Here is a 23,405-nt window from a genome sequence, read left to right as displayed (position 1 = left end):
GCCGTGCGGTGACGGTCCCGTCCACCCGGTCCCCTGCCTGCTGCTTCGCCCGTCCCACGTTGTCACCGGCCTGGTCACCGTCCGCCCTCCGCCAGTTCTCGCGACGGCCGTCACGACGGTGGTCCGCTCGGCGGCCACGTTCGGTGCCATCGGCGGCTTACCCTGTTTTCATACCAGCTGAGAACTTTCACCTCGCTGGTCCGTGCCTTGTTCGGGGGAGATTGGTCTTGGCTGACCGGGAGTCCATGCGTGTGTTCGTCGACTGCGACCCGGGGATCGACGACGCCGTCGCGCTCGCCTATCTGGCCGCGCGGCCCGAGGTGGAGATCGTCGGGATCGGTGCGGTGTTCGGCAACAACGCGGTCGACGTGACCGCACAGAACGCTCTGCGCCTGCTCGACCTGTACGGCCGTCCGGATGTTCCGGTCGCCGTGGGTGCAGCCCGTCCGCTGGTGCAGGAGCCGCGCCTGGCCGGGCACGTGCACGGGGGCAACGGTCTGGGCGACGTGAAACTGCCCGATCCCACCCGGGTGCCGGTGGCGGAGTCCGCCGCTGAGCTGCTCGTGCGCCTGGTGCGGGAGAACCCGGGCCAGATCGACGTGCTGGCCGTGGGCCCGCTGACCAACCTGGCGCTGGCGCTGGGTCTGGAGCCGCGCCTGCCGGAACTGGTCCGGCGACTCGTGGTGATGGGCGGCGCCGTCGATGCGCCCGGGAACGTGTCCTCGCACGCCGAGGCCAACATCGCCAACGACCCGGAGGCCGCCGAGGCGGTGTTCGCGGCCGGGTTCGACCTGGACCTGATCGCGCTGGACATCACCATGAAGACGGTGGCCACCGGGGCCTGGTTGGACCGGCTCAAGGAGGTGCCCGGGGACCGCGCGCAGAACACGTCGGCGTTCCTGGACTTCTACGCCGAGTTCTACAAGGGCATCTTCGGTGTGCGGCAGTGCGCGATGCACGACCCGCTGGCGGCGGCCGTACTGGTGGACCCGCACCTGGTGACCGGGGCGTTCGACGCGCCGATCCGGGTGGAGCTGAACGGCACGCTGACCCGCGGCATGACCGTCGCCGACCGGCGGCTGCGGCCGGGCGGGGACGAGCGCCGGGCCGCGCGGGTGATCACCGAGGTGGGTGAGGAAGAGTTCCTCGACCGTATGCTCGACGCCCTGCGCTGACCGGACGCCGAGCGGGTTCACATACGAAACGGCCGCTCCCTGACGGAGCGGCCGTTCGTGCTCGTGTCCCCTGAAACTCAGGTCTCTTGAAACTCAGACCAGGCGGCGGGCGGTGGCCCAGCGGCTGAGTTCGTGGCGGTTGGACAGCTGGAGCTTGCGCAGTACCGAGGAGACGTGGGTCTCGACCGTCTTGACCGAGATGAACAGCTCCTTGGCCACCTCCTTGTACGCGTAGCCGCGGGCGATGTGCCGCAGGACCTCGCGTTCTCGCTGGGTGAGGCGGTCCAGCTCGGGGTCGACCGGGGGTGCGTCGGTGGCGGAGAAGGCGTCCAGCACGAAACCGGCCAGCCGCGGAGAGAACACGGCGTCACCGTCGGCGACCCGGACGATGGCGTTGGCGAGCTCCTTGCCGGAGATGGTCTTGGTGACGTAGCCACGGGCGCCGCCGCGCACCACACCGATGACGTCCTCGGCGGCATCGGAGACCGACAGCGCGAGGAACCGGATCTGCGAGTGCTTGGCCAGGACCCGCCGGAGCACCTCCACTCCCCCGCCGCCGGGCAGGTGGACGTCGAGGAGCACGAGGTCGGGGAGGGTCTCTCCGATGACGTGCACCGCACTGTCGACGTCCCCGGCCTCACCGATGACGTTGACGGCGTCGCCGAGCTCTCCGCGCACCCCGCTGCGGAACAGCCGGTGGTCGTCCACGATCACGACGCGGGGTACCGCGTCTCCGTCACTGAATTTCGTGCTCTCGTCTCCCACACCTGGACCCTACCCAGGGAAGGCCCCCCACGGGTAGCGGGACGCTGTCCACTTGCGGCTACTTGCGGCCACTTGCCGCTGCTGACCGCTGCTTACCGCCGCTCGCGGCTACATCTCGGCGATGCGCGGCATACGGAGCTGGACCTCGGTGCCCTCGCCCGGCTCGGTGCGGATGCGGGCCGAACCCCCGTGGCGTTCCATCCGGCCGACGATGGAGCCGCGCACGCCCATGCGGTCCTGCGGGATGTCGTCGAGGTCGAACCCGGCTCCCCGGTCGCGGACGAACACGAGGACCTCCTCCTCGTCCACCTCGCCGAACACCGAGATGCTGTCGGTCCCGGCGTACTTGGAGGCGTTGACCATGGCCTCGCGGGCGGCGCGCAGCATCGCGCTGATGCCGTCGTCGATGGGGGCGTCACCGACGCACACCACCTCGATGGGCACACCGTGCTCCTCCTCGACCTCGGCCGCCACGCGTTCCAGGCCCGGGGTGACGGTGGTCTCGGCGTCGGCCGGACGCTGGTAGAGCCAGCTGCGCAGGGCGCGTTCCTGGACGCGGGCCAGGCGCTGGACCTCGCGCGGGTCGTCGGCGCGCCGCTGGATGAGGGTGAGGGTGTGCAGCACGGAGTCGTGGATGTGCGCGGCGAGTTCGGCGCGCTCGGCGTTGCGGATGCGTTCACGGCGTTCGGAGTCGCGTTCGCGGATGAGCCCGATGATCCAGGGGGCGACGATCAGCGCGATCCCGCCGATGAGCGTGAACGCGAAGGTCAGCCCGGCGCGGGCCTCCTGGAGCTGTTGGTGGAAGGCGAGGAAGCCGAGGACGCCGACGACCACGAGCAGAATGCCCACGACGGTGCGCATGATGCTCTTGGGGCGCGTGCGGCTGACGGTGCTGTTCATCCACTCGTTGCGTTCGGCCGGGTTGGCCTGCTGCCACAGGATGGTCGCCCCGAGCGCGCCGAAGATCACGAACCACAACAGCGGGTCGAAGACGCCGCCGAAGAGCAGGAAGAGGATGCCCAGCCCGGCGGCGAGGCCGATGTAGGCGATGAGCTGCGAGATGTCGCGGCCCTTGCGTCTGTTGTCCGCGGCGGGGTCGGACCTGCCCTCCTCCTCGGTCTCCTCCAGGGGGACGAGAAAGTACAGGGCCACGTAGACGGCCACCCCGATCCCGCCCACGGCCAGCGCCATGAACGCGAGCCGGACCACGACCGGTTCCAGGCCCAGGTGCCGGGCCAGCCCTGAGGCGACACCGCCGAGGAGCCTGCCGTCGACCGCGCGGGTGAGCCGCGGGGTCTCCACGGCTGTCATTGGCACCGCCCGATCACCGCTTTCGTGTGAGGCGCGACGGTTGCGGCCCGGCGCGCGCGTGGTTGTGGACGGTTCCAGCATGCCCTGTGTGACCCTCGTGGGACATCGGGGACGCGTCCCTGGTCCTGCCCTGGTCTGCCGGTCAGGGTGGGTTCAGGGTCGTCCCGGATTCCCACGCGACGCATCAGCGGTCACGATGGTTCCATGAGGAAAGTGTGGTGAGCGTCCATGACCGGCAGTGAGACGCCGACTGGAGCATCCGAAGGGGACGGCCTCTTCGCGGACGGTTCCGGGGACGGTTCCGCGAGCGGGTCCGCGAGCGGGTCCGCGGACGGTTCCGCGAGCGGGTCCGCGGACGGCTTCGCGGGCGGGTCCTCGGACAGCTTCTCGGGCGGTTCCGCGAGCGGGCCCTCAGGGGATTCCGCGGGCAGCCCTTCGGCAGGGGCCGCTGGAGGGTCCGCCGAAGGTCCCGCGGCCATCGGTACCGAGCTGCGCCGCGACGACAGCCGCCAGGCCCTGGCCGGGGTGTGTGCAGGGCTGGGCGCGTACACGCGGATCGACCCCGTGGTGTGGCGCGCCGCGTTCGTGCTGACCGCCTTCGCGGGCGGCGTCGGCGTGCTGCTGTACATCGCCGCGTGGATGCTGATGCGCGATCCCCAGGGCGGTCCGGCGACCTTCGAACAGATGCTGAACCGGAGCATCCCGCCGCAGGCGGTCCTGAAGCTGCTGACCGTGGGCCTGGCCGGAGCGACGGCGTTCAGCCTCGTGGGCGGCTTCGGTTGGGGGACGCTGGTCCTGGCCATTCCGCTGGCCCTGGGGCTGCTGACCGCCCGGGGTCGCGGGGTGGACCTGCGGGCCTCGTTGCTGGCGCTGCGGTCGGACCTGGCCACGCACGAACCCCCGCCCACCGGCCCGGTGCCGCAGCCGGTTCCCGCCTACTACAACCCGGCCCAGCCGTGGGCCTCGTCGCCCAAGGGTCCGGTGGACCTGGCGGTGGTGTCGGAGCGCACGTCGCTGGGGCCGGACAACGACCTCGACGAGGACGAAGAAGAGGACGACGAGGAAGAGGACGACGACCGCGGGAAGTACGGACGCCGCGGAGACCACCGGGGCGGCCACGACTGCCGGGGCCGCGGGGGCGCCCCTGGCGGTCACAAGCCCCGGCGGGCGGCGCTGGCCTCCCACGCGCTGTGGACCGTGGTGATCATGGCGGTGGTGTGGGCGGTGACCGCTCCCCGCCTCGGCGCTCCGTTCTCGGAGGTATCGACCACGAACCTGCTGTTCGGCCCGGTGTACGGCGTCTTCTTCTTCGCCGCGGCGGTCGGGGTGGTCGGTCTCTACTCGCTGATCGGTACCTGGGCGGGCAACCCGCGCGGGCTGATGTTCCTGGGCACTCTGGCCGTGCTGGCCGCGGTCCTGGTGTCCTCGACCGACGTCACCGAACTGCGGATCGGTGAGGACCGGTGGGTGCCCGCCTCGGTAGCCGAGGCCGAGTCCGACGACATGTGGTTGAACGCGGGCACGGCCAGGCTGGACCTGACCGAGCTGGCCGCCGAGCTCGAACCGGGGCAGAGCGTGGACGTCACGGCCCGGGTGGACTGGGGCGACGTGAACCTGGTGCTCCCGGAGGGCGTACGCGTCAACCTGGTCTCGCGGGTCGGGGCCGGTTCCGTGGAGGACCCGGACACCGGTGAGAACGTCCGGTCCGGCATGTTCTTCACCTACGAGTCGACCTTCGAACCGGTCGGTCCCCTGGAGCCCGTCGAGGACGCCGAGGGCCGCGGGGAGAGCGCGAACGGTGAGGCGGGCGAGAACTCCGGGGAAACGGATGGAGACGAGGGAACGCAGGAGCCCGTTGAGGGGGCTGACGACGGATCAGGCCAGGACGAGGTGCCCGTGATCAACGTGCACACCAGTACCAAGGCCGGGAAAGTGGGGGTTCAGTATGACCAAGCGGGGAACTGACTGGGGTTCGCTGGTCGCGGGACTGCTGTTTCTCGGACTGGCGGTCGCGTTCGTGGTCCAGGGCAGCGGCTCGTGGGAGCTCAACGTGATGTGGCTGCTGCCCGTGCTCGCCGTGGGTCTGGGCCTGGCAGCGCTGGCCAGGGCGCTCTTCCGGTCCCGGCCCCGGGAGAGCGGGGAGCTCCCCCCGCCGACGGATCAGGGCTGACCGCCGACCCGTCGCACGGCCCGATGACCCGTCCGACAACCCGTCCGGCGCCCGCCCGTCGACGCATCCGGCACTCGGACAGCACAGGCAAGAAAGTGAGAAGGGGCGCGATCCGCTGAGCTCGACTGCTCAACGGAGGGCGCCCCTTCCCGTTGCCTGCTGCCTCTTACCCACTACCTGCCGCTTGCCTGACCCGCCTGCTCCGGGCGGTTCTCGGCGATCGCGACGAACCCCTCGATACCCAGGGACTCGCCCCGCGCCTTCGGGTCCACCCCGGCCGCGTGCAGGGCTTCCTCCGCGGCGGGGGCCGAGCCCGCCCAGCCGGACAGAGCGGCGCGCAGGGTCTTGCGGCGCTGGGCGAAGGCCGCGTCGATCACCTTGAAGACCTCCGCGCGCGGGGCCTTGGTGCTCGGTGTGGGACGGCGGATGAGCTCCACCAGCCCGGAGTCGACGTTGGGCGCGGGCCAGAAGACGTTCCGGCCGACCGCACCGGCCCGGCGCGCGTGGGCGTACCAGGCGACTTTGGCCGAGGGCACCCCGTAGATCCGTCCGCCGGGGGTGGCGGTGATCCGGTCGGCGACCTCGGACTGCACCATGACCAGGACCCGCTCCAGGCTGGGCAGAAGTTCCAGCAGGTGCAGCAGGACGGGCACGGAGACGTTGTAGGGCAGGTTGGCCACGAGCGCGGTGGGCGCGGGGCCGGGTACCTCGGTGATGCGCATGGCGTCGCCGGGGACCACGGTGAGCCGGTCCGCGAGGTCGGGAGCGTGGTCGGTGACGGTGCCGGGCAGAGCCTCGGCCAGCGCCGGGTCGATCTCGATCGCGGTGACCTGGCGCACGTGCGGGAGCAGGGCCAGGGTGAGCGAGCCGAGCCCGGGTCCCACCTCGACGACCACGTCGTCGGCGCCCACGCCCGCCACGCGGACGATGCGGCGGACGGTGCCGTGGTCGATGACGAAGTTCTGGCCCAGGGTCTTGGTGGGCCGGATACCGAACCGCTCGGCGAGCGCCCGCACGTCGGCGGGGCTGAGCAGGCGGGAACGGTCGGCGGGGTCGGGTTCGGGTGTCTGTGTCACCCACACATCTTGCCAGCCGCCGCCCACCTGCTCAGCCACCTCACCGCACTCGCCGCGCGCACCTCGCGTCCCGGCCGGACTCAGTCGAAGAGGTGGACTCCGCAGTGCGGCCACTGGCTCTGCCAGTCCCCGGCCACGGTGTCGTAGAGCTGTTGGGCGCGCTGGGTCTGTTCGGCCGGGCTGGCCTCGGAGGGCAGGCCGCTGCCGCCCACGGACGCCCAGGTGCTGGTGTTGAACTGGTAGAGGCCGTAGTACCCGCCCGCGGAGTTCACGGCGGCGGGGTTGCCGCCCGACTCGCACTCCGCGAGCCCGGCCCAGTTGAGGCCGCCCGCCTCCCCACCGCCCTGGGGCGCAGTGGAGGTGTCGTCCTCCTCGACCTTGGTGCCGATCTCCACCAGGCCCTCGACCGGCTCGGTGACGATCTCCTCGGACAGCTCGTGCTCGACCTCCTCACCGTGGCGCAGGACCAGGAGCGTGGTGACCTCCTTGAGCCCGTCCTCGGGTTCGGTGATGACCTCGGTCTCGCCCTCGGGGAGGTCGGGGTTCTCGCGTTCCACGGTCTCGGCCTCGATGACGACCTCCTCCGTCTCGGGTTCGCCGAGGGCGGGTGTCACCCGCACCACCATGTCGGTTTCGGCGGGGGCGTCGGGGTCGGGGGTGACGATGTCGTACTCCCCGGTCTCGACACCGGCCGCATCAAGAACGGCTGAGACGGTCCCGCCGGTGGTGCGCGTCTCGGAGCGGACGGTGTCGTACATGACGACCATGCGCGGCGCGCGTTCGGCGCTGACGGTGAGGCCGTCCTCGGGAACGGGGGTGTCGTGCTCCTGGGAGAGTTCGACGCCCGCCGGGTCGAGGCCGATCTGGTGGAGGGCCTCACCGAGGGTGGCGGCGTGCACCCGGTGGGCGTGTGCGTGGCCGTCGAGATCGACGGTCAGTTCCCGCGGGGAGCGGACCACGACGTGGTCCCCGCCGCTGACGGTGCTGTCCGTGGCGGGCGCGACCACGTCGTGTTCGCCGAGCTCGATCCCGGCGGAGTCGAGGACGTCCTGGACCGTGCCGCCGAAGGTGCGGACCATGGCCTCTTCACCGTTGGCGTCCAGACTGACGGTCTTCTCCATGGCCAGGGCGGTGCCGGTACCCGCGATGGCCAGGGTCCCGGCGACGACGGCGGCCAGCACGGGGACGGAGAGCGGCAGGGTGCCGCGGGAGCGTCGGCGCCCTTTGGGCCGGCGTCCGCTCCCGTTCTTCCCGGGTTTTCTGGGCATGGCTTGGACACCCTTCTGGGGATGGTTTGCACGAATTCCAGGGGTCGCACCCGATTCGGGGCGGATCGCCTCGATCCCTGGGTTTTCCCTGGATGTCCTCACTGCTCAGGCCCGGCATCGAATCCTGGCGCGTGCGGGGCGCGCGAGCGGGAGGGCCACGCCATGAAAAGGCTTTTCGGCAGCTGGACAGGGTCACATTAACATCACCTGAGAGTGGGGTTTTGACATTGACCGAAAACCATTACACCACCAAATACCCCATGGAGGTCCTTTTTCTTCTTCGTGCCACCCCCGGGCCACCCCGCAGAGCGGCCTGGCGCCCACGGGGCATACCCTGCACAATGAACCGAACGTCGTTCTAGTCAGTCAGCACGCCAGTCGAACCCCGGAGGCACCATGGGACCCCTCAACGGAATCCGCGTCGTCGAGTTCACCGGGATCGGCCCGGCGCCGATGACCGGGATGCTCCTCGCCGACATGGGCGCCGACGTCATCCGGATCGACCGCCCCCAGGCAGCCGACGCCATGAACGCGGGCTCCGGCGGCCCGCACATGAGCGAGGGTCGCACCGTGGTCGGCGCCGACCTCAAGTCCGAGGAAGGGCTGACCCTGGCCCGCGAACTGGTCACCAAGGCCGACGTCCTCCTGGAGGGATTCCGCCCCGGGGTCATGGAACGGCGCGGGCTGGGCCCGGACGAGTGCCTGGAGCTCAACCCCGGCCTGGTGTACGCGCGGGTCACCGGCTGGGGCCAGGACGGTCCGCTGGCCCACACCGCCGGGCACGACATGAACTACGTGTCCGTGAACGGGGCCCTGCACGCGATCGGCCGCGCGGGCGGTCCCCCCGTCCCCCCGATCAACCTCCTCGGAGACTTCGCGGGCGGCACGATGTTCACGGTCACCGGCATCCTCGCCGCGCTGCTGGAGCGGCGGAGTTCCGGGCGCGGCCAGGTGGTGGACGCGGCGATGGTCGACGGCAGCGCCCTGCTGATGTCGATGGTGCACGAGGACCGGGCACGCGGTTCGTGGAGCGACGAGCGCGGCACCAACTACCTGGACACCGGGGCGCCCTGGTACGACGTCTACGAGTGCGCCGACGGCCGCCACCTGTCCGTGGGCTGCATCGAACCGCAGTTCTACGCGGAGTTCCTGGAGCGCACAGGACTGGCCGGGGAGGAGCTGCCCGGCCAGTGGGACCCGGCGGGGTGGCCGCGGCTGCGCGAGCGCTTCGCCGAGGTGCTGCGCACACGTACCCGCGACGAGTGGGGTGCGGTGTTCGAGGGCTCCGATGCCTGTGTGATGCCGGTCCTGTCCCTGGACGAGGCGCCCGACCACCCGCACGTGCGGGCGCGGGGTTCGCTGGTGCGCGAGGGCGGGCGGGTCGTGTCCGGACCGGCGCCGCGATTCAGCCGTACCCCCGGCGGGGTCACCAGGGGTCGCCCCCTGCCCGACGCCGAAGAGACCCTCAAGGAGTGGGGCGTCACCCGCTGACGCTCCGACCCTGAACCGCTCCCCCTGAACCCTTTCGCCCCTACCGCCCGGAATCGCCGTTTCCCCCGCTCAGCGCCGCTTGGTCACTAGTGTGGTCGGCCAGTGACAGTGAGGTGATCGCGCGATCGGGGGACCGCCATGGCACCGGGTCAAGGACTCGGCGTGCACTCGGAGAGGCATTCAGGCCGGCGTTGGGGAGGGCGCCTCGGCAGGCGGCTGTGCGCGCTGCTGATGGCGGTGCTGTTCCTGATGTGTACGGTCCCCGCCGCGGCGGGGACCGCAAGCGCCTCCGGAAGCCCTTCGGGGAGCACCCCGGCAAGCGCCTCCGGACACGACCCCGACATCACCGACCCGCGCACCGGACCCGTCGTCCTGGTCGGCGTGCCCGGCCTGTTGTGGGAAGACGTCACCCCCGAGCACACGCCCACTCTGTGGGAGCTGGCCGGGACCGGGGCGATCGGCAACGTGTCCATCCGCACCGCCACCTCCCGGACCTGTCCCACGGACGGCTGGCTCTCGGTCTCGGCGGGCCAGCGCGCGCTGTCCGACCGGGAGCGCTTCACCGTGTGCGAGCCCGCCCCGGAGCCGGTGCGCGACGGTTCGGGCGCGGCCGTGCCCGAGTACCGCTCCTTCGCCGAGCGCAACGCCGAGTCGGCCTTCGCCGCTCCGGTCGGTCTGCTCGGTCAGACCGTACGCGACCGGGGCGGGCTCACCCTGGCCGCGGGTCCGGGGGCGGCCCTGGGCGCCGCCGACGAGTCGGGGCGGGTCGACCACTACGTCGACTCGGTGCGCGACCTCACCCAGGACCGGATTCGAGGCGTGTCCCTGGCGGTGGTGGAGCTGCCCGAGCTCACCCGCCTTTACCCCGAACCCGCGTCGGTCGAACCCGCGTCGGTCGAACCCGAGGGCGCCGAGGAGCCGCCGGAGCCTGACCCGGGGGAGGTGCCGGAGCAGGTGCGCGAGGAGACCCTGGAGACACTCGACTCCCGGTTGTCCGCGCTGACCGCGGTCCTGCCCGCCGGTTCGACCCTGATGGTGGTCGGGGTGTCCATGGACACCGGGCCTTCGCAGCTGACGGTGGCGCTGACCGGCGAGATGACCGACCGCGGACTGGTCGGCCCCGCCGCGTACCTGGCTTCGGAGTCGACCCGGCGCCCCGGCCTGGTGGCGCTGACCGACACCACCGTGACCGTCCTGACCGCCCTGGGGATGCGCCCCGCCGAACCCACCGGCGGGCGGGTCTGGCAGCTGACCGACCGCCCCGAACCCGCCGAGGAGGCAGTGGGCCGCCTGGTGGACTTCAACACCGCGGCCGTGGTGGTGGGCGCCGCCATCCCCGGGTTCTTCAGCGGGCTGGTCGCCCTCCAGCTGCTCATCTACGCGGCGGCCGCCTACGCGCTGCACCGGTACTCCGGTGGTCAGCGAGGCAAACGGGCGCTGGTGCTGTCGGTCACCAGGATCGTGGCGCTGGCGGGCGCGGCCTTCCCGGTGGCGAGCTACCTGGCCAACCTCATCCCGTGGTGGGCGGCCGACACTCCGCAGCTGGCTCTGCTGGCGTCGGTCCTGGCCGTGGACGCCCTGGTGGTGGCCCTTGCCGTGGCGGGGCCGTGGCGCCGGACGGTTCTGGGCCCCATGACAGTGGTGGCGGGCGCGACCACGCTCGTGCTCTTCCTCGACCTCTGCTTCGGCGCGCACCTGCAGATGAACTCGCCCACGGGCTACTCGCCGATCGTGGCCGGCCGGTTCTACGGGATCGGCAACATCGCCTTCGCGACCTTCGCGACCGGCATGCTCATGGCGGTGGCGGGCATCGCCCACGTGCTGATCTCGCGGGGCCGTCAGCGCGCCGCGGTGGTCACGACGCTGGTGATCGGTACGGCCTCGGTACTGATCGTCGGCTGGCCGGGGCTGGGGACCGACTTCGGCGGGGTGATCGCGCTGATCCCCGGGCTGGCGGTGACCACGATGATGATCGCGGGCGTGCGGGTCACCGCGGTGCGGCTGGCCGCGGTGGGCGCGGTCGCGGTCACGGCGATCTCGCTGCTGGCCTGGATGGACTACCTCCGGCCGGTGGAGGACCGCAGCCACTTCGGCGCGTTCGCCGAGCAGGTGGTCAACGGGGAGGCCGGGACGGTGCTGGCCCGCAAGCTCGGCGCGATGCTGGGCACGCTGGGCAACTGGCAGCTCACCCTGCTGGCCGCTGTGGCCCTGCTGTTCCTCTTCGCTGTCCTCAACCGGCCAGGAAAATGGCGGATCGGGGCGCTCCAGCAGGCCTTCGAGTGTGCTCCGACACTCCGAGCGGGGCTGACCGGCTCCCTGGTGACGGCGCTGGTGGGTTTCGCGGCCAACGACTCGGGCGTGGCGATCCCCGCCCTGGCGCTGACCGTGGCGGTGCCGCTCACCCTCTCCGCCTGCGTCTGGGCACTTCAGCAGCGGGAACAGGAACCGCAAGGGGTGAACCGCGAGGAGCCCGAGTGCGTCCAAAGGACATGACCCTTACACCAGAAACCTCGCGAAGAGCAAGACGCACGGGCACGACCCGGCGTCTCTCACGTCACGAATCGGCTACGGCGCTATGGTAAAGTCCGAGGCTGAACTACCCCGGTGACACAGATCCCAGCGCCCTGACAGAGCGCACGGGAGTCGGGAACGCCAGGGGATCACCGGCCCAGCCACCGTTCCCCGCCGATACCCACCGGGGAATGACCGCCACCGCAGGCGGGTTCTTACGAGCACAGGGCCGGACACGGCCACCGGACTCCGGCGAACCAGCCGGGCCGGGGCCACGGAAGGAACCAGCTCCGAGCCCTCGAGCGCACGTCGCACGGACGCACGTCACACCGATGACACGCACAGCACCAGGAACTTCGGGCCCCGGCCCAGGCGTTCCAAGGGTGCCGTGCTTTTCCGAGCAAACCAGGCGAGAAAGGCGTTTCCTCCCCCGGCTCCCAGCCCGGGGTACCACGCAAGGAACTTGATGAACCATCAGTTTGGCTCACGCGGTAACGCAACCAGCGCACCGGTCACCACGCGCCCCCGGTGGGGCGACGTGCGGCCTGCCTCGCCGACCCTTCGGGCACGGCCCGAGTACGCCGGAGTCGCAATGCCCGACCTGACCATTTCCTCCACCCTCCACGAGTCCGGACGCGTCCTGGCCCTGGACGGGGAGATCGACATGGCCACCGAGGGCCGCTTTCAGGAAGCGGTCACGGAGGCGTTGACCACGCAGCCCTTCGGCCGCGTCGTGCTGGACTGCTCCGACCTGCGGTTCATCGACTCCAGCGGACTGCGCGTGCTCATCCGCGCGCACAAGACCGCCAAGGAGCAGCAGGCCCTTCTGGTGATCGCCGCTCCGGTGCCGCGGGTCATGCAGACCCTGCGCGTGACCTCGCTGGACACCCGCATCCCGGTGTTCGCCTCGGTCGCCCAGGCGCTCGCCGCCCCGCAGACCGCCAGCTAGAGCGTGTTCGGCGAACACGCCTAGGCCTGTCCCGCCGCGGAGCACTCCGCACGCGCCCGTCGCAGGCGCGCCCCGTCCGAGGTACACGCAGGGCCCCGCGTCGCAAGGCGGGGCCCCTTGCCGTGCCCGGGGTCAGAAGAACAGCAGCCACACGCCCAGCCCGGTGACGGCCGCGTTCACCAGCAGGAACACCATCACCCAGAAGGTGCCCGGCAGGCCGGTGAGGCGGGCCATCTGGTCCGCGTCCGACTGCGGGGAGGGGTTGCGCATGCGCTGCGACTGGAGTTCCAGGACCGGCCGCACCCCGGCGAAGAGCAGGAACCAGATGAACAGGTAGGCGAACGCCGCCTGGACCTCGTGCGGGGTGAACCAGCTGACACCGAAGACCACCGCGCCGGTGAGCACGATCGACAGCACGCCGTAGAAGTTGCGGATCATGACCAGCATGGCGGCGAGGAAGACGATGCTCAGCCACAGCAGCGCGGTGATGCGGCCCGACATCAGCATGAGGATGCCCAGCAGGCCGACCACGCTCGGGGCGATGTAGCCGGCGAAGACCGTGAGGATCATACCGATACCCGTGGGCTTGCCACGGGAGACCGTCACCCCGGAGGTGTCCGAGTGCAGCCGGATACCGGTCAGCTGGCGCCCGCTCAACAGGGCCAGCAGCGCGTGCCCTCCCTCGTGGACGATGGTGACGACGTTGCGCGCCACCCGCCAGGGCGGACCCAGCAGCACGGTCGCCAGGGCCACCACCGCCGTCGTGACGATGATCCACTGCTCCGGGTCGGGCTGGACGGACAGCACGTCCTGCCACACGTCACCCAAGCTCGTTCCCACCACTACTGGACTCCCGACTTCCCGCTTCGACCGGCACCACGTGCAGTTCTTCCGGCGGACCGGACCAGCCGGCACCGCTTCGGGCCGGTTCAGCCGACACCGCGGCGGCCGGGAGGCGCGGAGAACGCGGGCCCTTGCCGAACTTTAGGGCATTTGGGCGGGTGCCGTGTCTGACGGTTGAGCTACGGCCGAAGCGAAAAGTCCGTGGCTTTGGACTCCGATGCACTGGCCAAACGAGCGAAGCCGACCTACAGTCACCACTGTTGGTAATTTTCCAGCTACCCACAGCAAGGATCTCGTGTGAAGCGCTTCGTTGCTCTCGCCCTCATGACCGCCGCCACCGGCGCCGCCGTCGCCATGGCCGCCTCCCCCGCCGCCGCGGGGCACAAGGGCTATGACGGCTATGACGGCTACTACGACCTCCAGCGCACGGTGGTCGAGCAGGGCCACGGCCACGGCTACGGCTACTGGTCGGACAAGGACGACAAGGGCAAGGACTGGCACAAGGGCCACAAGGACAAGGACAACGGCTACTACTACTAGCCGTCGGCCTCGGGCCGCTGACCGCTGTCTCCCGCTCCTGACCTCCTCGGTCGGCCGAACGCCCTGGGCCCCGGTCACGCGACCGGGGCCCAGGTGTGTGTTCGGGAGGGAAGGGCAGATCTGCGCGGCCGACAGACCTCCGCGACCGTCAGGCCTGCGCGGCCTCCTCGGCCTCCGCCAGCTCCTTGAGGCGTTCCAGCGTCCGCTCGATGCCGCGGGCGTTGCGCGCCGGAGCCCCGCTCAGGATGTAGAAGCCCACCTGCCCCCGCGAGTAGTCGAAGGTCTCGGTGACCAGGGTCCCGCCCTGCGGCAGCTCCTCGAACTCGTAGCGCCAGCGGTGCGACCCCACGTGCTTCCACGCGATGAGCTGGCCCTCCTCGAACTCCACCACCCGGTTGGTCATCCGGTAGGGGAGCCCGAGCATCTTCATGTCCATCCCGAACTCGGAGTCCGGCTCCAGCCGTTCCGGACCGAAGAGCGCGCTCTGGACCGTGCCCGACCCGTCGATCTCGGGGTGCCGGGACGGTGCGGCGACGAGGTCGAAGATCCTCTTGGCCGGGGCGTTGACGACGACGCTCCGAGCCACCATGTGTTTGGCCATGACCGCATCATGTCACCGCTCGGGAGCACTCCCCCACCCGGCCCGACGGACGCGGTTCACTCCCGCACCCCGTGTCGCTCCACCCCTGCCAGTTTCCCGTCCTGGGACACGTGTACGACCCAGAAGGAACCCTTGCGCAGGGCGCGCTGCTGGGACAGCGGGGCGCCCAGACTGGTGAGCGCCTCGGTCATCAGATGCGGGATCAGCTCCCCGTGGGTGCACACCACGGCGGGCCTCCCCTCGGCCAGGATCCGCGCGAAGGCCTCCCGGGCCTCCTCCACCTCGTAGCCCTTGCCCTCGCGCCCCACGGTGAAGGCGCGTTCGGTGCGCATCGGGGCGTCGCACTCCACGGTGTAGGGGAGCAGGGACTCCGTGCAGCGCGCCGCGGCCGAGGAGACCGCACCGGGGCTCCCGTAGGCCGCCAGGACCCGCGGCAGCGCCAGCGCGTCGGAGCGACCCGAGGCATCGAGCGGGCGGAGCAGGTCGTTGTCGTTCCAGGCCCGCTTCTCCCCCGCGGACAGGTGCCGCAGCAGGATGACCGGGAAGGTCCGTGCGGGACCGGCCCGGAAGTTGTCGAGGACCTGGACGTCGTGGTCGTAGGTCAGGCGGGTACGGGCCTCCTCCACGGAGACCCACTCGACCACCTCCACCTCCTCGTTGGGTTCGTAGTCGATCTCCCCGCCCGAGCGGGCCGGGGTGGCCGCCCACCACTCCACCTGTTTGGGCCAGCCGTCCTTCAGGTAGCGCTGCGGCGGGAGTCGGCGCCCCATCACGGGGGTCACGCCGGTCTCCTCCTCGACCTCGCGGACGGCGCCGATGATGGGGTGCTCGCCGTTCTTGAGCTTGCCCTTGGGCAGGGTCCAGTCGCCCCGGTCCGGGCGACGGATGAGGACGACCTCCCGGCCCTGCCCGGCGTCGCGCCAGAGCACCGCCCCGCCTGCCCGGATCGGCTCCAGGTACCCGCCCACCGCGGTGTCCCGCGGCGGGAAGGCACTGGTCACACGGATATCCGTGCTCTCCGTGCCGGTGGTCTCCGTGGCGCTGCTCTCTGGGCCGGACCCTTCGGAAACGTCGGTGTCTTCGGAACCTTCGGTCCCGGACTCGTGGGTGTTCACCCGTCCACCACTCTCAGGTGCCGGTCGCCGCGCAGGGTGTCCTGGAGGTCGACCAGCGGTTGGCCCTCCTCGTCGTGGGTGACCCGGGTCCATGTGCCGTCGGGTTCGAGCCGCCACGAGGAGGTGCTGTCGGACATCGCCAGGTCCATGATGCCCACCAACCGGCGGCACTGCTCCGGATCGGCGATCCGGACCAGTGCCTCCACGCGCCGGTCAAGGTTGCGGGGCATCAGGTCGGCGCTGCCGATCCACACCTTGGGCCGCCAGCCGTTGGCGAAGACGAACACGCGGGAGTGCTCCAGGAAACGGCCGAGGATGCTGCGCACCCGGATGTTGTCGGACAGCCCCGGCACCCCGGCGCGCAGCACGCAGCTGCCGCGCACCCACAGGTCGACGTTGACCCCCGCCTGCGAGGCCCGGTAGAGGGCGTCGATGATCTCCTCGTCGACCAGGGAGTTGACCTTGATCCGGATGTGGGCGGGCTCGCCCTTGAGGCTGTTGTCCACCTCGGTCTCGATCTGCTGGAGCAGCCCCTTGCGCAGGGCCGCGGGCGCGACCATCAGCCGTCGGTAGTGTTTTTTGCGGGAGAACCCGGTGAGGCTGTTGAAGAGGTCGCTGACGTCCTCGCCCACCTCGGCGGCGGCGCTGAACAGGCCGAGGTCCTCGTAGACGCGGGCGGTGCTCGGGTTGTAGTTGCCGGTGCCGACGTGGCAGTAGCGGCGCAGCAGGCCGTCGTCGTCCTGGCGGATCACCATGGACAGCTTGCAGTGGGTCTTGAGGCCGATCACGCCGTAGACCACGTGGCAGCCGGCCTCCTCGAGCTTGCGGGCCCACTGGATGTTGTTCTGCTCGTCGAAGCGGGCCTTGATCTCGACCAGGACCACGACCTCCTTGCCGCCGCGGGCCGCCTCGATGAGCGACTCCACGATGGGTGAGTCCCCGCTGGTGCGGTAGAGGGTCTGCTTGATCGCCACGACCTTGGGGTCCATGGCGGCCAGGGCCAGGAACCGTTCGGTGGTGGTGGCGAAGGACTCGTAGGGGTGGTGGACCAGGATCTCGCGTTCGCGGATGGCCGCGAACAGGTCGCCGGAGGTCAGCGCGCGCGGTTCGACCGGGACCATGGGCGGGTAGCTCAGGTCGGGGCGGTCGCTGTCGGCGATCTGGGCGAGCCCGGCCAGGTTGAGCGGCCCGGGGACCCGGTAGATCTCCTCCTCCTCGGCGCCCAGTTCCTCGCGCAGGATGAGCAGGACCTCGTCGCTGATGGTCTGCTCCACCTCCAGGCGCACCAGCGGGCCGAACCGGCGGCGCAGGAGTTCGTTCTCCAGGGACTGGACGAGGTCGTCGGTCTCGTCCTCGTCGACCTCGAGGTCGGCGTTGCGGGTGACCCGGAAGGCGTGGTGCTCGACCACCTGCATGCCCTCGAAGAGCTGGGGCAGGTGGGCGGCGATGATGTCCTCGACCGGGACGAAGCGGCCGCCGCCGTGCGCGGTGAGTTCGATGAAGCGCGGCAGTGAGCTGGGCACCTTGACCCGCGCGAACATGCGCCGGTCGTCCTGGGGGTCCCGCACGGTGACGGCGAGGTTGAGCGAGCGCCCGGAGATGTAGGGGAACGGGTGCGCGGAGTCGACCGCGAACGGCGTCACCAGCGGGTAGATGGAGCGGCGGAAGTAGCCGTGCAGGTACTCGCGCTCGGCGGTGTCCAGTTCGTTCCACCGGACGATGCGGATGCCCTCCTCCGCCAGGGCCGGGGCGACGCTGTCCTCGAAGCAGGCCGTCTGGCGCAGCATGAGGTCGTGCGTGAACAGGGAGACGCGCTCCAGGAGGTCCCGCGGGTGGTGTCCGCTGGCCGAGGCGACGGACAGTCCGGTGGCCAGGCGGCGTTTGAGTCCGGCGACCCGGACCATGAAGAACTCGTCGAGGTTGTTGGAGAAGATCGCGAGGAACCGCGTCCGTTCGAGCAGCGGGATGTGCTCGTCCTCGGCGAGTTCGAGGACCCGCTGGTTGAAGCGGAGCCATCCCTCCTCTCGGTCCATGAACCTGTCGACGGGCAGTTCGGCGGTGGTGGTGGGACCCGCTGGCGTTGGCGCTGATTCCGTGCTCACAGTGGGCAGACTCCCCCTTTTTCATGACCGCACGGTGACAACCCCATGAGGGGAAAATGACCGCAACACGGCTGCTATGCAGCTTCTGTACCCATATCCACACCCGTGTCCTGGGATTCGGGGCAACTTTTCGCTCACGAGGCGACCACGCGCCCTACCTGACCTGGCAGGACGCGTGGTCTGACGAGTTTTCCGGGGAGTTCGGCGAATGGCCCACCGGGCGATGCCGTTCTACTGGCCGATGCCGATGCGGAGATCGGGCGGCAGGAGGAGCACGAACATCGCCACACGCATGAGGACGTTGATCCACGTGTTGCGGAAGCACGCCCAGAGGTAGCCGTAGAGCAGACTCGCGGCGCCGTAGGTGAGCAGGGCCAGGCCGGTGTCGTGCATGAGGTCGTGGCCGGGAAGCTGGGAGACGGCGTCGTAGGGCTGGATGAGCGCGTAGGTCAGCGCGAACACCACCGAGGTCATCACGATGCCTCCCCAGCGGCCCATGAACTGCTCCAGCCGGGTCTGCATCATGCCGCGGAAGAAGATCTCCTCGCACGTGGCGATCACGGTGAAGGCGACCAGCAGCGCGTACAGGGCCAGAGAGGGGGAGGGCAGTCCGATGTGCGGGGTGATGAGGTAGCCGATCAGCCCGACCGCGGCGACCACGGGGATCAGCCCGAGCCAGCGCCAGAGTTCGGCCACCTTCAACGCGATCGCGGGCATGGCGGTGCCCTTGCCGTCCACGGTCAGCCCCGAGCGGTCCATGATGAGCAGCGGAAGCGCGAACAGGAACAGCAGTCGAGAGACCAGGGAAGCCGACATCGCCAGGTCCGGGGCGATCCCCGTCTCCTCGCTGTAGACGGCGAAGATCCAGGACAGCACGACCATCGACGCGATGAAACAGCCCAGCAGGAGCACCATCCAGCTGAGTTCGCGGCTCATGGGGTGACCGCCCATGGCGACGGAGACGCGCCTGTCGAGCTCGCCCCGCCGACCGAACGCCTGCACGAGGCCCCAGGCCATGACCCCGGCGATCAGCATCGGCAACCAGGAGATCAGGAACAGCACGGCGCCGTCCCCGAAGACGTCACCGCGCAGCACGGGATGGGCGAACAGCGCGCCGCCGAGCAGGACCGCGGCGAGGGCGAGCCCCCCGGTGAGCCCCCATCTTCGCACCATGGTCACAAGCGTCCCCCCTGTCTCAGAACACACATTCTCCACCAGGGGAAACTAAACGCGACTTAATGACTACGGTATGTCGTCGCCCGGCTGTCAGCAGGGGCGACACACGCACAGGGGGTGACGTCGCGGTGGAAAATCAGCAGGGCGCCGACCGGATCGCGGTGACGATCCGGTCGGCGCCCTCAGCTTTCGCGGCACACGGAGCCGAACCTAGTGGCCGTTCTCCAGGACCGACTTGAGGAAGGACTTCGTCCGTTCCTCGCGGGGGTCACCGAAGATCTGGTCCGGGTGGCCCTCCTCGGCGATCCGACCCTTGTCGAACATCAGCACGCGATGCGAGACGTCGCGCGCGAAACCCATCTCGTGGGTCACGCACAGCATCGTGATGTCGGTGGTCTCGGCCACCTCGCGCAGCACGTCCAGCACACCGGCCACCAGCTCCGGGTCGAGGGCGGAGGTGACCTCGTCCAGCAACAGGATCTCCGGGCGCATGGCCAGGGCCCGGGCGATCGCCACGCGCTGCTGCTGGCCGCCGGACAGCTGGGTCGGGTGGGCGTCGATCTTGTCGCCCAGCCCCACCAGGTCCAGCAGATCCGCGGCCCGTTCGCTGGCCTCGTCCTTGCTCAGGCCCAGGACGTGGACCGGCGCCTCCATGATGTTCTTGCGAACCGTCATGTTGGGGAACAGGTTGAACTGCTGGAACACCATGCCGATGGTCTTGCGGCGCCGGCGCAGGTAGCTCTCGCTGGCCGGGACCAGGCCGCTGCCCCGGGGCATGTGGCTGAACGGCTCGCCGCCGATCCGGATGTGCCCCTCGGTGACCTTCTCCAGGGTCATGAGCAGGCGCAGGATGGTGGTCTTGCCCGAACCGCTCGGCCCGATCAGGGTGACGCGCTCACCGGCCGCCACGTTGAAGTCGAGGTGGCCCAGGACGGTGAGGTCGCCGAAGCGCTTCACCACCTCGTCGAACACGATCAGTGGCTCGCCTGCGGCATCGCCCTCGACACCCGGTGCCGTCGTGTTCTCGGGGGTATCAGACGGCGACATATCGCTTCTCCAGTCGTCGAATCAGAATCGCGGAGGGGACGCTCACCACGAGGAAGAGGAGACCGACGATGGTGAACGTCTCCACGTAGCGGAAGTCCCTGCTTCCGACCTGCTGTGCCACGGCCAGCAGTTCCACCACTCCGATGGCGAAGAGCAAGGGGGTGTCCTTGAACATCGCGATCAGGTAGTTGCCCAGCGCGGGGATGACCTTGCGGATGGCCTGGGGCAGCACGATGGCGCCCCAGGTCCGCGTGCCCGGCAGGCTCAGCGCCCGGGCCGCCTCCCACTGGCCCTTGGCCACACCCTCGATACCCGAGCGGTACACCTCCGCGGTGTAGGCCGCGTAGTGGATACCGAGGACGACGACACCGATGGTGAACGCCGAGACGTTGGCCGGGGCCAGCGCGAAGACGAACACCAGCTGGATCACCAGCGGAGTCGTGCGGATGAACTCCATGAAGAAGTGCACGATGGAGCCGAAGAGCGGTACGCGCCGAACCATCGCGATGACCAGACCGAGGGTCAGGGCGAGGGCGTAGCCGATCCCCGTCGCCTGGATCGTCACCAGCAGACCGCTCAACAGGTCGGGCATGACCTGACCGGTGTACTCGAAATCCCAGAACCCGCTCACTTGGCCACCCCCACCTTCGTACCGACCGCCGGGGGTCGCAGCAGCCCCATGATCCCGCCGCCTGACGGCGGGGTCCTACCCAGCTTCTGGTTGGCCCTGCGTTCGAGCAGCCGCACACAGAAGATCAGGACCTGGGCGATCAGGTAGTAGAGGGCGAAGGCCACGATGAAGACCGGGATCGTCTCGCCGGACAGGCGGCGCAGGTCGTCGGCGACCCAGGAGAGGTCGTGCAGACCCACCAGGTAGACCACGGCCGTCGCCTTCATCAGCTCCACGACCAGGTTGCCGAACGTGGGCAGCATCTGCGCCCAGGCCTGGGGCAGGACCACCAGGCGCATGCGCTGCGGCCAGGACATGTTCAGTGAGACGGTCGCCTCGATCTGCGCCTTGGGCACGGCGTTGATCGAGGAGCGCACCACCTCGGCCCCGTAGGCGCCCAGGTTCAGGCCCAGCGCCAGGATCGCGGCGAACATGTCGTCCAGCTGGAAGCCGGTCGCCACGGGCAGGGCGTAGATGAACCAGTACATGACGACCAGTGCCGCGATGCCCCGGAACACCTCCACGTACACCGTGGCGACGGCCCTGGCCAGCCAGTGCTGGACGGTACCCAGAATGCCGAAGAACATCGCCAGGACGAAGGCCAGGACGATGCCACCGAGCGTGAGCTGGATGGTGAGCCACGCTCCGTCAACGAAGCGTGGCCACTGTTCTAGAAGAAACTCCACGAGGGATCAGCCCTCGCAGAGTTCCGCTGTGGTGGTCTCGTCGGGCAGGTCGTCCTCGGTGAAGCCCCACTCCTCGCCGAGCTCGAGCAGACGACCGCTCTCCTTGAACTCACCGATGACCCGGTTCATCTCCGAGAGCAGTTCCTCGTCCTCCTGGCGGACGCACAGCCCGCCCCAGCCCTTCTCCTCGTTGTCGTTCATCACGGGGTAGAAGGGGTCGGTGACGGTGTACTCGTCCTCGAGGTCGCGCTCGATCAGCAGGTAGGTGTGGGACACCGCCAGCATGGACACAGCGTCGACGCGACCGCTCTGCAGCAGTTCGAAACCGCGGGTCTGGTCCGGGATGAGCTCCAGCTGGCCGCCGGGCACGCCGAAGTACTCGGCGTAGGTCTGCTCCACCGAACCGTTGAGCACGGCGAGGGTGAGGTCGGGGTTGTCGGCGAAGTCCTCGAAGTGCTGGATGCCGTGCGGGTTGCCCTCGTCCACCAGGAAGGCCTCGGGCGAGGTGGCGGTCGGTTCGGTGAACGCGACCTGCTCACAGCGCTCGGGGGTGATGAACACACCGGCGGCGATGACGTCGTAGCGGTTGGCCTGCAGGCCCGGGATCAGACCGTCCCACGAGGTCGCCGACGCCTGGATCTCCGGGACACCCAGTTCCTCGAAGACCGCCCGGGCCACCGCCGGGGACTGCCCGGCCGCCTCACCGGAGGAGTCGACGAAGCCGAAGGGCACCTCGTTGGCCAGGGCCACCGCCACGAATCCCTGTTCACGCAGGCGTTCGAGGGTGCTCTGCCCCTCCTCGCCGTCGGCCCCGGTACCGCCGCCACCGCCGTCGTCGACTCGACTGCAGGCTGCGAGTCCGGTCACTGCCGCACCGACCCCGGCCAGACGGAGAGCGTCTCGGCGCCCCCAGGTTCCCCGCCGACGCGCTGGTCCCTGATTCTTCACGACTGCTCCTCGAAAACTCGCGATAGCGGAGCCTTCGCCCGAAGGACAGGGCGAGGGCGCCGCGCGTTCGGATGGTGGATCGCCTCGTGTGGGCGCTTCCGCGGCGCGGTACCGCGGCAGTGGCCGTCGCCCGGGTGCGTGGGACGACGGCACTGGTACGGGGTCTCCCTCCCCGGGCCCGCCGTGCAGTAACTGAACATGTTTAGTCCGTTATGCACTGGTTATGAGTCGCATTTCATCGGGCGACCCGATGAAACAGCACCTCCGAGCTGGTCACCTGTGCTTGGTGACTATGGGTTCTCATGCCCGTTACCCAGGGGTCACTACCCTCCGCACGCGAACGGGCGGGGCTCACGTGAATGAACCCCGCCCGTTCTGGCGACGCTGTGTGCCCCGGGGGCTACGCTTCGACGTGCCTACGCGTCGGTGTGACTACGCATCGGTGTGACTACGCGTTGGCGTCCTCTTCGACGACCAGCGGGTAGACGCCGTTCTCGTCGTGGACCTCGCGCCCGGTGACGGGCGGGTTGAAGACGCACAGGACGCGGAAGTCCGTCTTGGGGCGGACCGTGTGCTTCTCGTGGCCGTTCAGCAGGTAGAGGGTGCCCGGGGTGATGATGTGCTTCTCCCCGGTCTCCTCGTTGGTCAGCTCGGCCTCGCCCTCGATGCAGTGCACGAGTTCGATGTGGTTGGCGTACCAGAACGTCGACTCGGTGCCCGCGTACAGGACGGTCTCGTGGAAGGAGAAGCCGACCTTCTCCTTGGCCAGGACGATCCGACGGCTGCGCCAGTTCTCGGTCTTGATGTCAGCGTCGGTGTCGTTGACCTCGTCCAGACTGCGAACGATCACTTGTGTCTCCTTCACGCTCTGATGCGCGCTGTATGCGCTGGTGATACACGGTACGGGGCCGACCGGCACCCCGGTAGGGGTGGCGACCGGCCCCGGCACCGAATTCGGTGG

The 23,405-nt window shown here is 69.8% G+C and carries 21 protein-coding genes; 7 read left to right on the top strand and 14 right to left on the bottom strand.

Annotated elements, in window-relative coordinates; all coding sequences use genetic code 11:
- The first annotated feature begins 245 nt into the window (after nucleotides 1–245).
- A complete protein-coding gene (locus tag NE857_RS06140) occupies nucleotides 246–1,175 on the top strand; it encodes a nucleoside hydrolase (protein WP_254421887.1) in 930 nt (309 codons plus the stop codon).
- 93 nt (nucleotides 1,176–1,268) lie between these two features.
- On the opposite strand, the gene NE857_RS06135 is transcribed toward NE857_RS06140, so the two are convergent.
- Both NE857_RS06135 and NE857_RS06130 read right to left on the bottom strand, forming a co-directional pair.
- A complete protein-coding gene (locus tag NE857_RS06135; RefSeq protein WP_184369533.1) occupies nucleotides 1,269–1,940 on the bottom strand; it encodes a response regulator in 672 nt (223 codons plus the stop codon).
- A gap of 108 nt (nucleotides 1,941–2,048) precedes the next feature.
- The gene (locus NE857_RS06130; protein WP_254421886.1) at nucleotides 2,049–3,251 is read right to left on the bottom strand and encodes an ATP-binding protein; all 1,203 of its coding nucleotides are present in this window, start codon (nucleotides 3,249–3,251) and stop codon (nucleotides 2,049–2,051) included.
- Between the two features lie 228 nt (nucleotides 3,252–3,479).
- On the opposite strand from NE857_RS06130, the gene NE857_RS06125 reads away from it, so the two are divergent.
- Nucleotides 3,480–5,216: a PspC domain-containing protein gene (locus NE857_RS06125; protein ID WP_254420140.1), complete on the top strand. Its 1,737-nt coding sequence runs from the start codon at nucleotides 3,480–3,482 to the stop codon at nucleotides 5,214–5,216.
- A complete protein-coding gene (locus NE857_RS06120) occupies nucleotides 5,197–5,421 on the top strand; it encodes a mechanosensitive ion channel family protein (RefSeq protein ID WP_254420139.1) in 225 nt (74 codons plus the stop codon). The genes NE857_RS06125 and NE857_RS06120 overlap by 20 nt, the downstream gene beginning before the upstream one ends.
- 173 nt (nucleotides 5,422–5,594) lie before the next feature.
- On the opposite strand, the gene rsmA is transcribed toward NE857_RS06120, so the two are convergent.
- A complete protein-coding gene (gene rsmA, locus NE857_RS06115) occupies nucleotides 5,595–6,503 on the bottom strand; it encodes a 16S rRNA (adenine(1518)-N(6)/adenine(1519)-N(6))-dimethyltransferase RsmA (protein WP_254421885.1) in 909 nt (302 codons plus the stop codon).
- 74 nt (nucleotides 6,504–6,577) lie between these two features.
- Nucleotides 6,578–7,765 carry a resuscitation-promoting factor gene (locus NE857_RS06110; RefSeq protein ID WP_254420138.1) on the bottom strand — a complete coding sequence of 396 codons (1,188 nt, stop codon included), beginning with the start codon at nucleotides 7,763–7,765 and terminating at the stop codon, nucleotides 6,578–6,580.
- Between the two features lie 396 nt (nucleotides 7,766–8,161).
- Here NE857_RS06110 and NE857_RS06105 point away from each other — a divergent pair, with 396 nt between their 5' ends.
- The 3 genes from NE857_RS06105 to NE857_RS06095 all read left to right on the top strand — a co-directional run bounded on the left by NE857_RS06105 (nucleotide 8,162) and on the right by NE857_RS06095 (nucleotide 12,716).
- Nucleotides 8,162–9,256 (top strand): CaiB/BaiF CoA transferase family protein, encoded by a 1,095-nt coding sequence (locus tag NE857_RS06105; protein WP_254420137.1) that lies wholly within the window; start codon nucleotides 8,162–8,164, stop codon nucleotides 9,254–9,256.
- 231 nt (nucleotides 9,257–9,487) lie between these two features.
- Complete coding sequence (locus tag NE857_RS06100; RefSeq protein ID WP_254421884.1) at nucleotides 9,488–11,749, top strand: hypothetical protein; 2,262 nt, start codon at nucleotides 9,488–9,490, stop codon at nucleotides 11,747–11,749.
- A gap of 610 nt (nucleotides 11,750–12,359) precedes the next feature.
- Nucleotides 12,360–12,716 carry an STAS domain-containing protein gene (locus NE857_RS06095; protein ID WP_017583014.1) on the top strand — a complete coding sequence of 119 codons (357 nt, stop codon included), beginning with the start codon at nucleotides 12,360–12,362 and terminating at the stop codon, nucleotides 12,714–12,716.
- Between the two features lie 132 nt (nucleotides 12,717–12,848).
- On the opposite strand, the gene NE857_RS06090 is transcribed toward NE857_RS06095, so the two are convergent.
- Nucleotides 12,849–13,544, bottom strand: coding sequence for a M50 family metallopeptidase (locus NE857_RS06090; protein WP_017583015.1), 696 nt, complete (start codon nucleotides 13,542–13,544; stop codon nucleotides 12,849–12,851).
- A 312-nt stretch (nucleotides 13,545–13,856) separates the two neighbouring features.
- Here NE857_RS06090 and NE857_RS06085 point away from each other — a divergent pair, with 312 nt between their 5' ends.
- On the top strand, nucleotides 13,857–14,099 hold the full coding sequence (locus NE857_RS06085) for a hypothetical protein (RefSeq protein ID WP_254420136.1): 243 nt from the start codon (nucleotides 13,857–13,859) through the stop codon (nucleotides 14,097–14,099).
- 148 nt (nucleotides 14,100–14,247) lie between these two features.
- Here NE857_RS06085 and NE857_RS06080 read toward each other — a convergent pair whose 3' ends face one another.
- The 9 genes from NE857_RS06080 to NE857_RS06040 form a co-directional block, all read right to left on the bottom strand.
- Nucleotides 14,248–14,700, bottom strand: a complete 453-nt coding sequence (locus NE857_RS06080; RefSeq protein ID WP_254420135.1) for an SRPBCC family protein — start codon at nucleotides 14,698–14,700, stop codon at nucleotides 14,248–14,250.
- Nucleotides 14,701–14,756: 56 nt separating this feature from the next.
- Nucleotides 14,757–15,701, bottom strand: a complete 945-nt coding sequence (locus NE857_RS06075; RefSeq protein WP_254421883.1) for an NUDIX hydrolase — start codon at nucleotides 15,699–15,701, stop codon at nucleotides 14,757–14,759.
- Between the two features lie 110 nt (nucleotides 15,702–15,811).
- Nucleotides 15,812–17,917 (bottom strand): RNA degradosome polyphosphate kinase, encoded by a 2,106-nt coding sequence (locus tag NE857_RS06070; RefSeq protein WP_301184307.1) that lies wholly within the window; start codon nucleotides 17,915–17,917, stop codon nucleotides 15,812–15,814.
- A 231-nt stretch (nucleotides 17,918–18,148) separates the two neighbouring features.
- Nucleotides 18,149–19,090, bottom strand: a complete 942-nt coding sequence (locus NE857_RS06065; RefSeq protein WP_425572104.1) for a CPBP family intramembrane glutamic endopeptidase — start codon at nucleotides 19,088–19,090, stop codon at nucleotides 18,149–18,151.
- A gap of 213 nt (nucleotides 19,091–19,303) precedes the next feature.
- Complete coding sequence (ehuA, locus tag NE857_RS06060) at nucleotides 19,304–20,140, bottom strand: ectoine/hydroxyectoine ABC transporter ATP-binding protein EhuA (protein WP_301184306.1); 837 nt, start codon at nucleotides 20,138–20,140, stop codon at nucleotides 19,304–19,306.
- Nucleotides 20,127–20,732: an ectoine/hydroxyectoine ABC transporter permease subunit EhuD gene (ehuD, locus tag NE857_RS06055; RefSeq protein ID WP_051073007.1), complete on the bottom strand. Its 606-nt coding sequence runs from the start codon at nucleotides 20,730–20,732 to the stop codon at nucleotides 20,127–20,129. Before ehuD ends, ehuA begins: the two co-directional genes overlap by 14 nt.
- 35 nt (nucleotides 20,733–20,767) lie before the next feature.
- The gene (ehuC, locus tag NE857_RS06050; RefSeq protein WP_254420133.1) at nucleotides 20,768–21,496 is read right to left on the bottom strand and encodes an ectoine/hydroxyectoine ABC transporter permease subunit EhuC; all 729 of its coding nucleotides are present in this window, start codon (nucleotides 21,494–21,496) and stop codon (nucleotides 20,768–20,770) included.
- 6 nt (nucleotides 21,497–21,502) lie between these two features.
- The gene (ehuB, locus tag NE857_RS06045; RefSeq protein WP_254420132.1) at nucleotides 21,503–22,363 is read right to left on the bottom strand and encodes an ectoine/hydroxyectoine ABC transporter substrate-binding protein EhuB; all 861 of its coding nucleotides are present in this window, start codon (nucleotides 22,361–22,363) and stop codon (nucleotides 21,503–21,505) included.
- 529 nt (nucleotides 22,364–22,892) lie between these two features.
- Complete coding sequence (locus NE857_RS06040; protein WP_017583025.1) at nucleotides 22,893–23,294, bottom strand: ectoine synthase; 402 nt, start codon at nucleotides 23,292–23,294, stop codon at nucleotides 22,893–22,895.
- Between the last annotated feature and the right edge of the window lie 111 nt (nucleotides 23,295–23,405).

This window comes from Nocardiopsis exhalans (assembly GCF_024134545.1).
GTDB classification, from domain to species: Bacteria; Actinomycetota; Actinomycetes; order Streptosporangiales; family Streptosporangiaceae; genus Nocardiopsis; species Nocardiopsis exhalans.
Note: the sequence above shows the minus strand (reverse complement) of the source record. Positions and strands in the feature narration are given on the sequence as shown.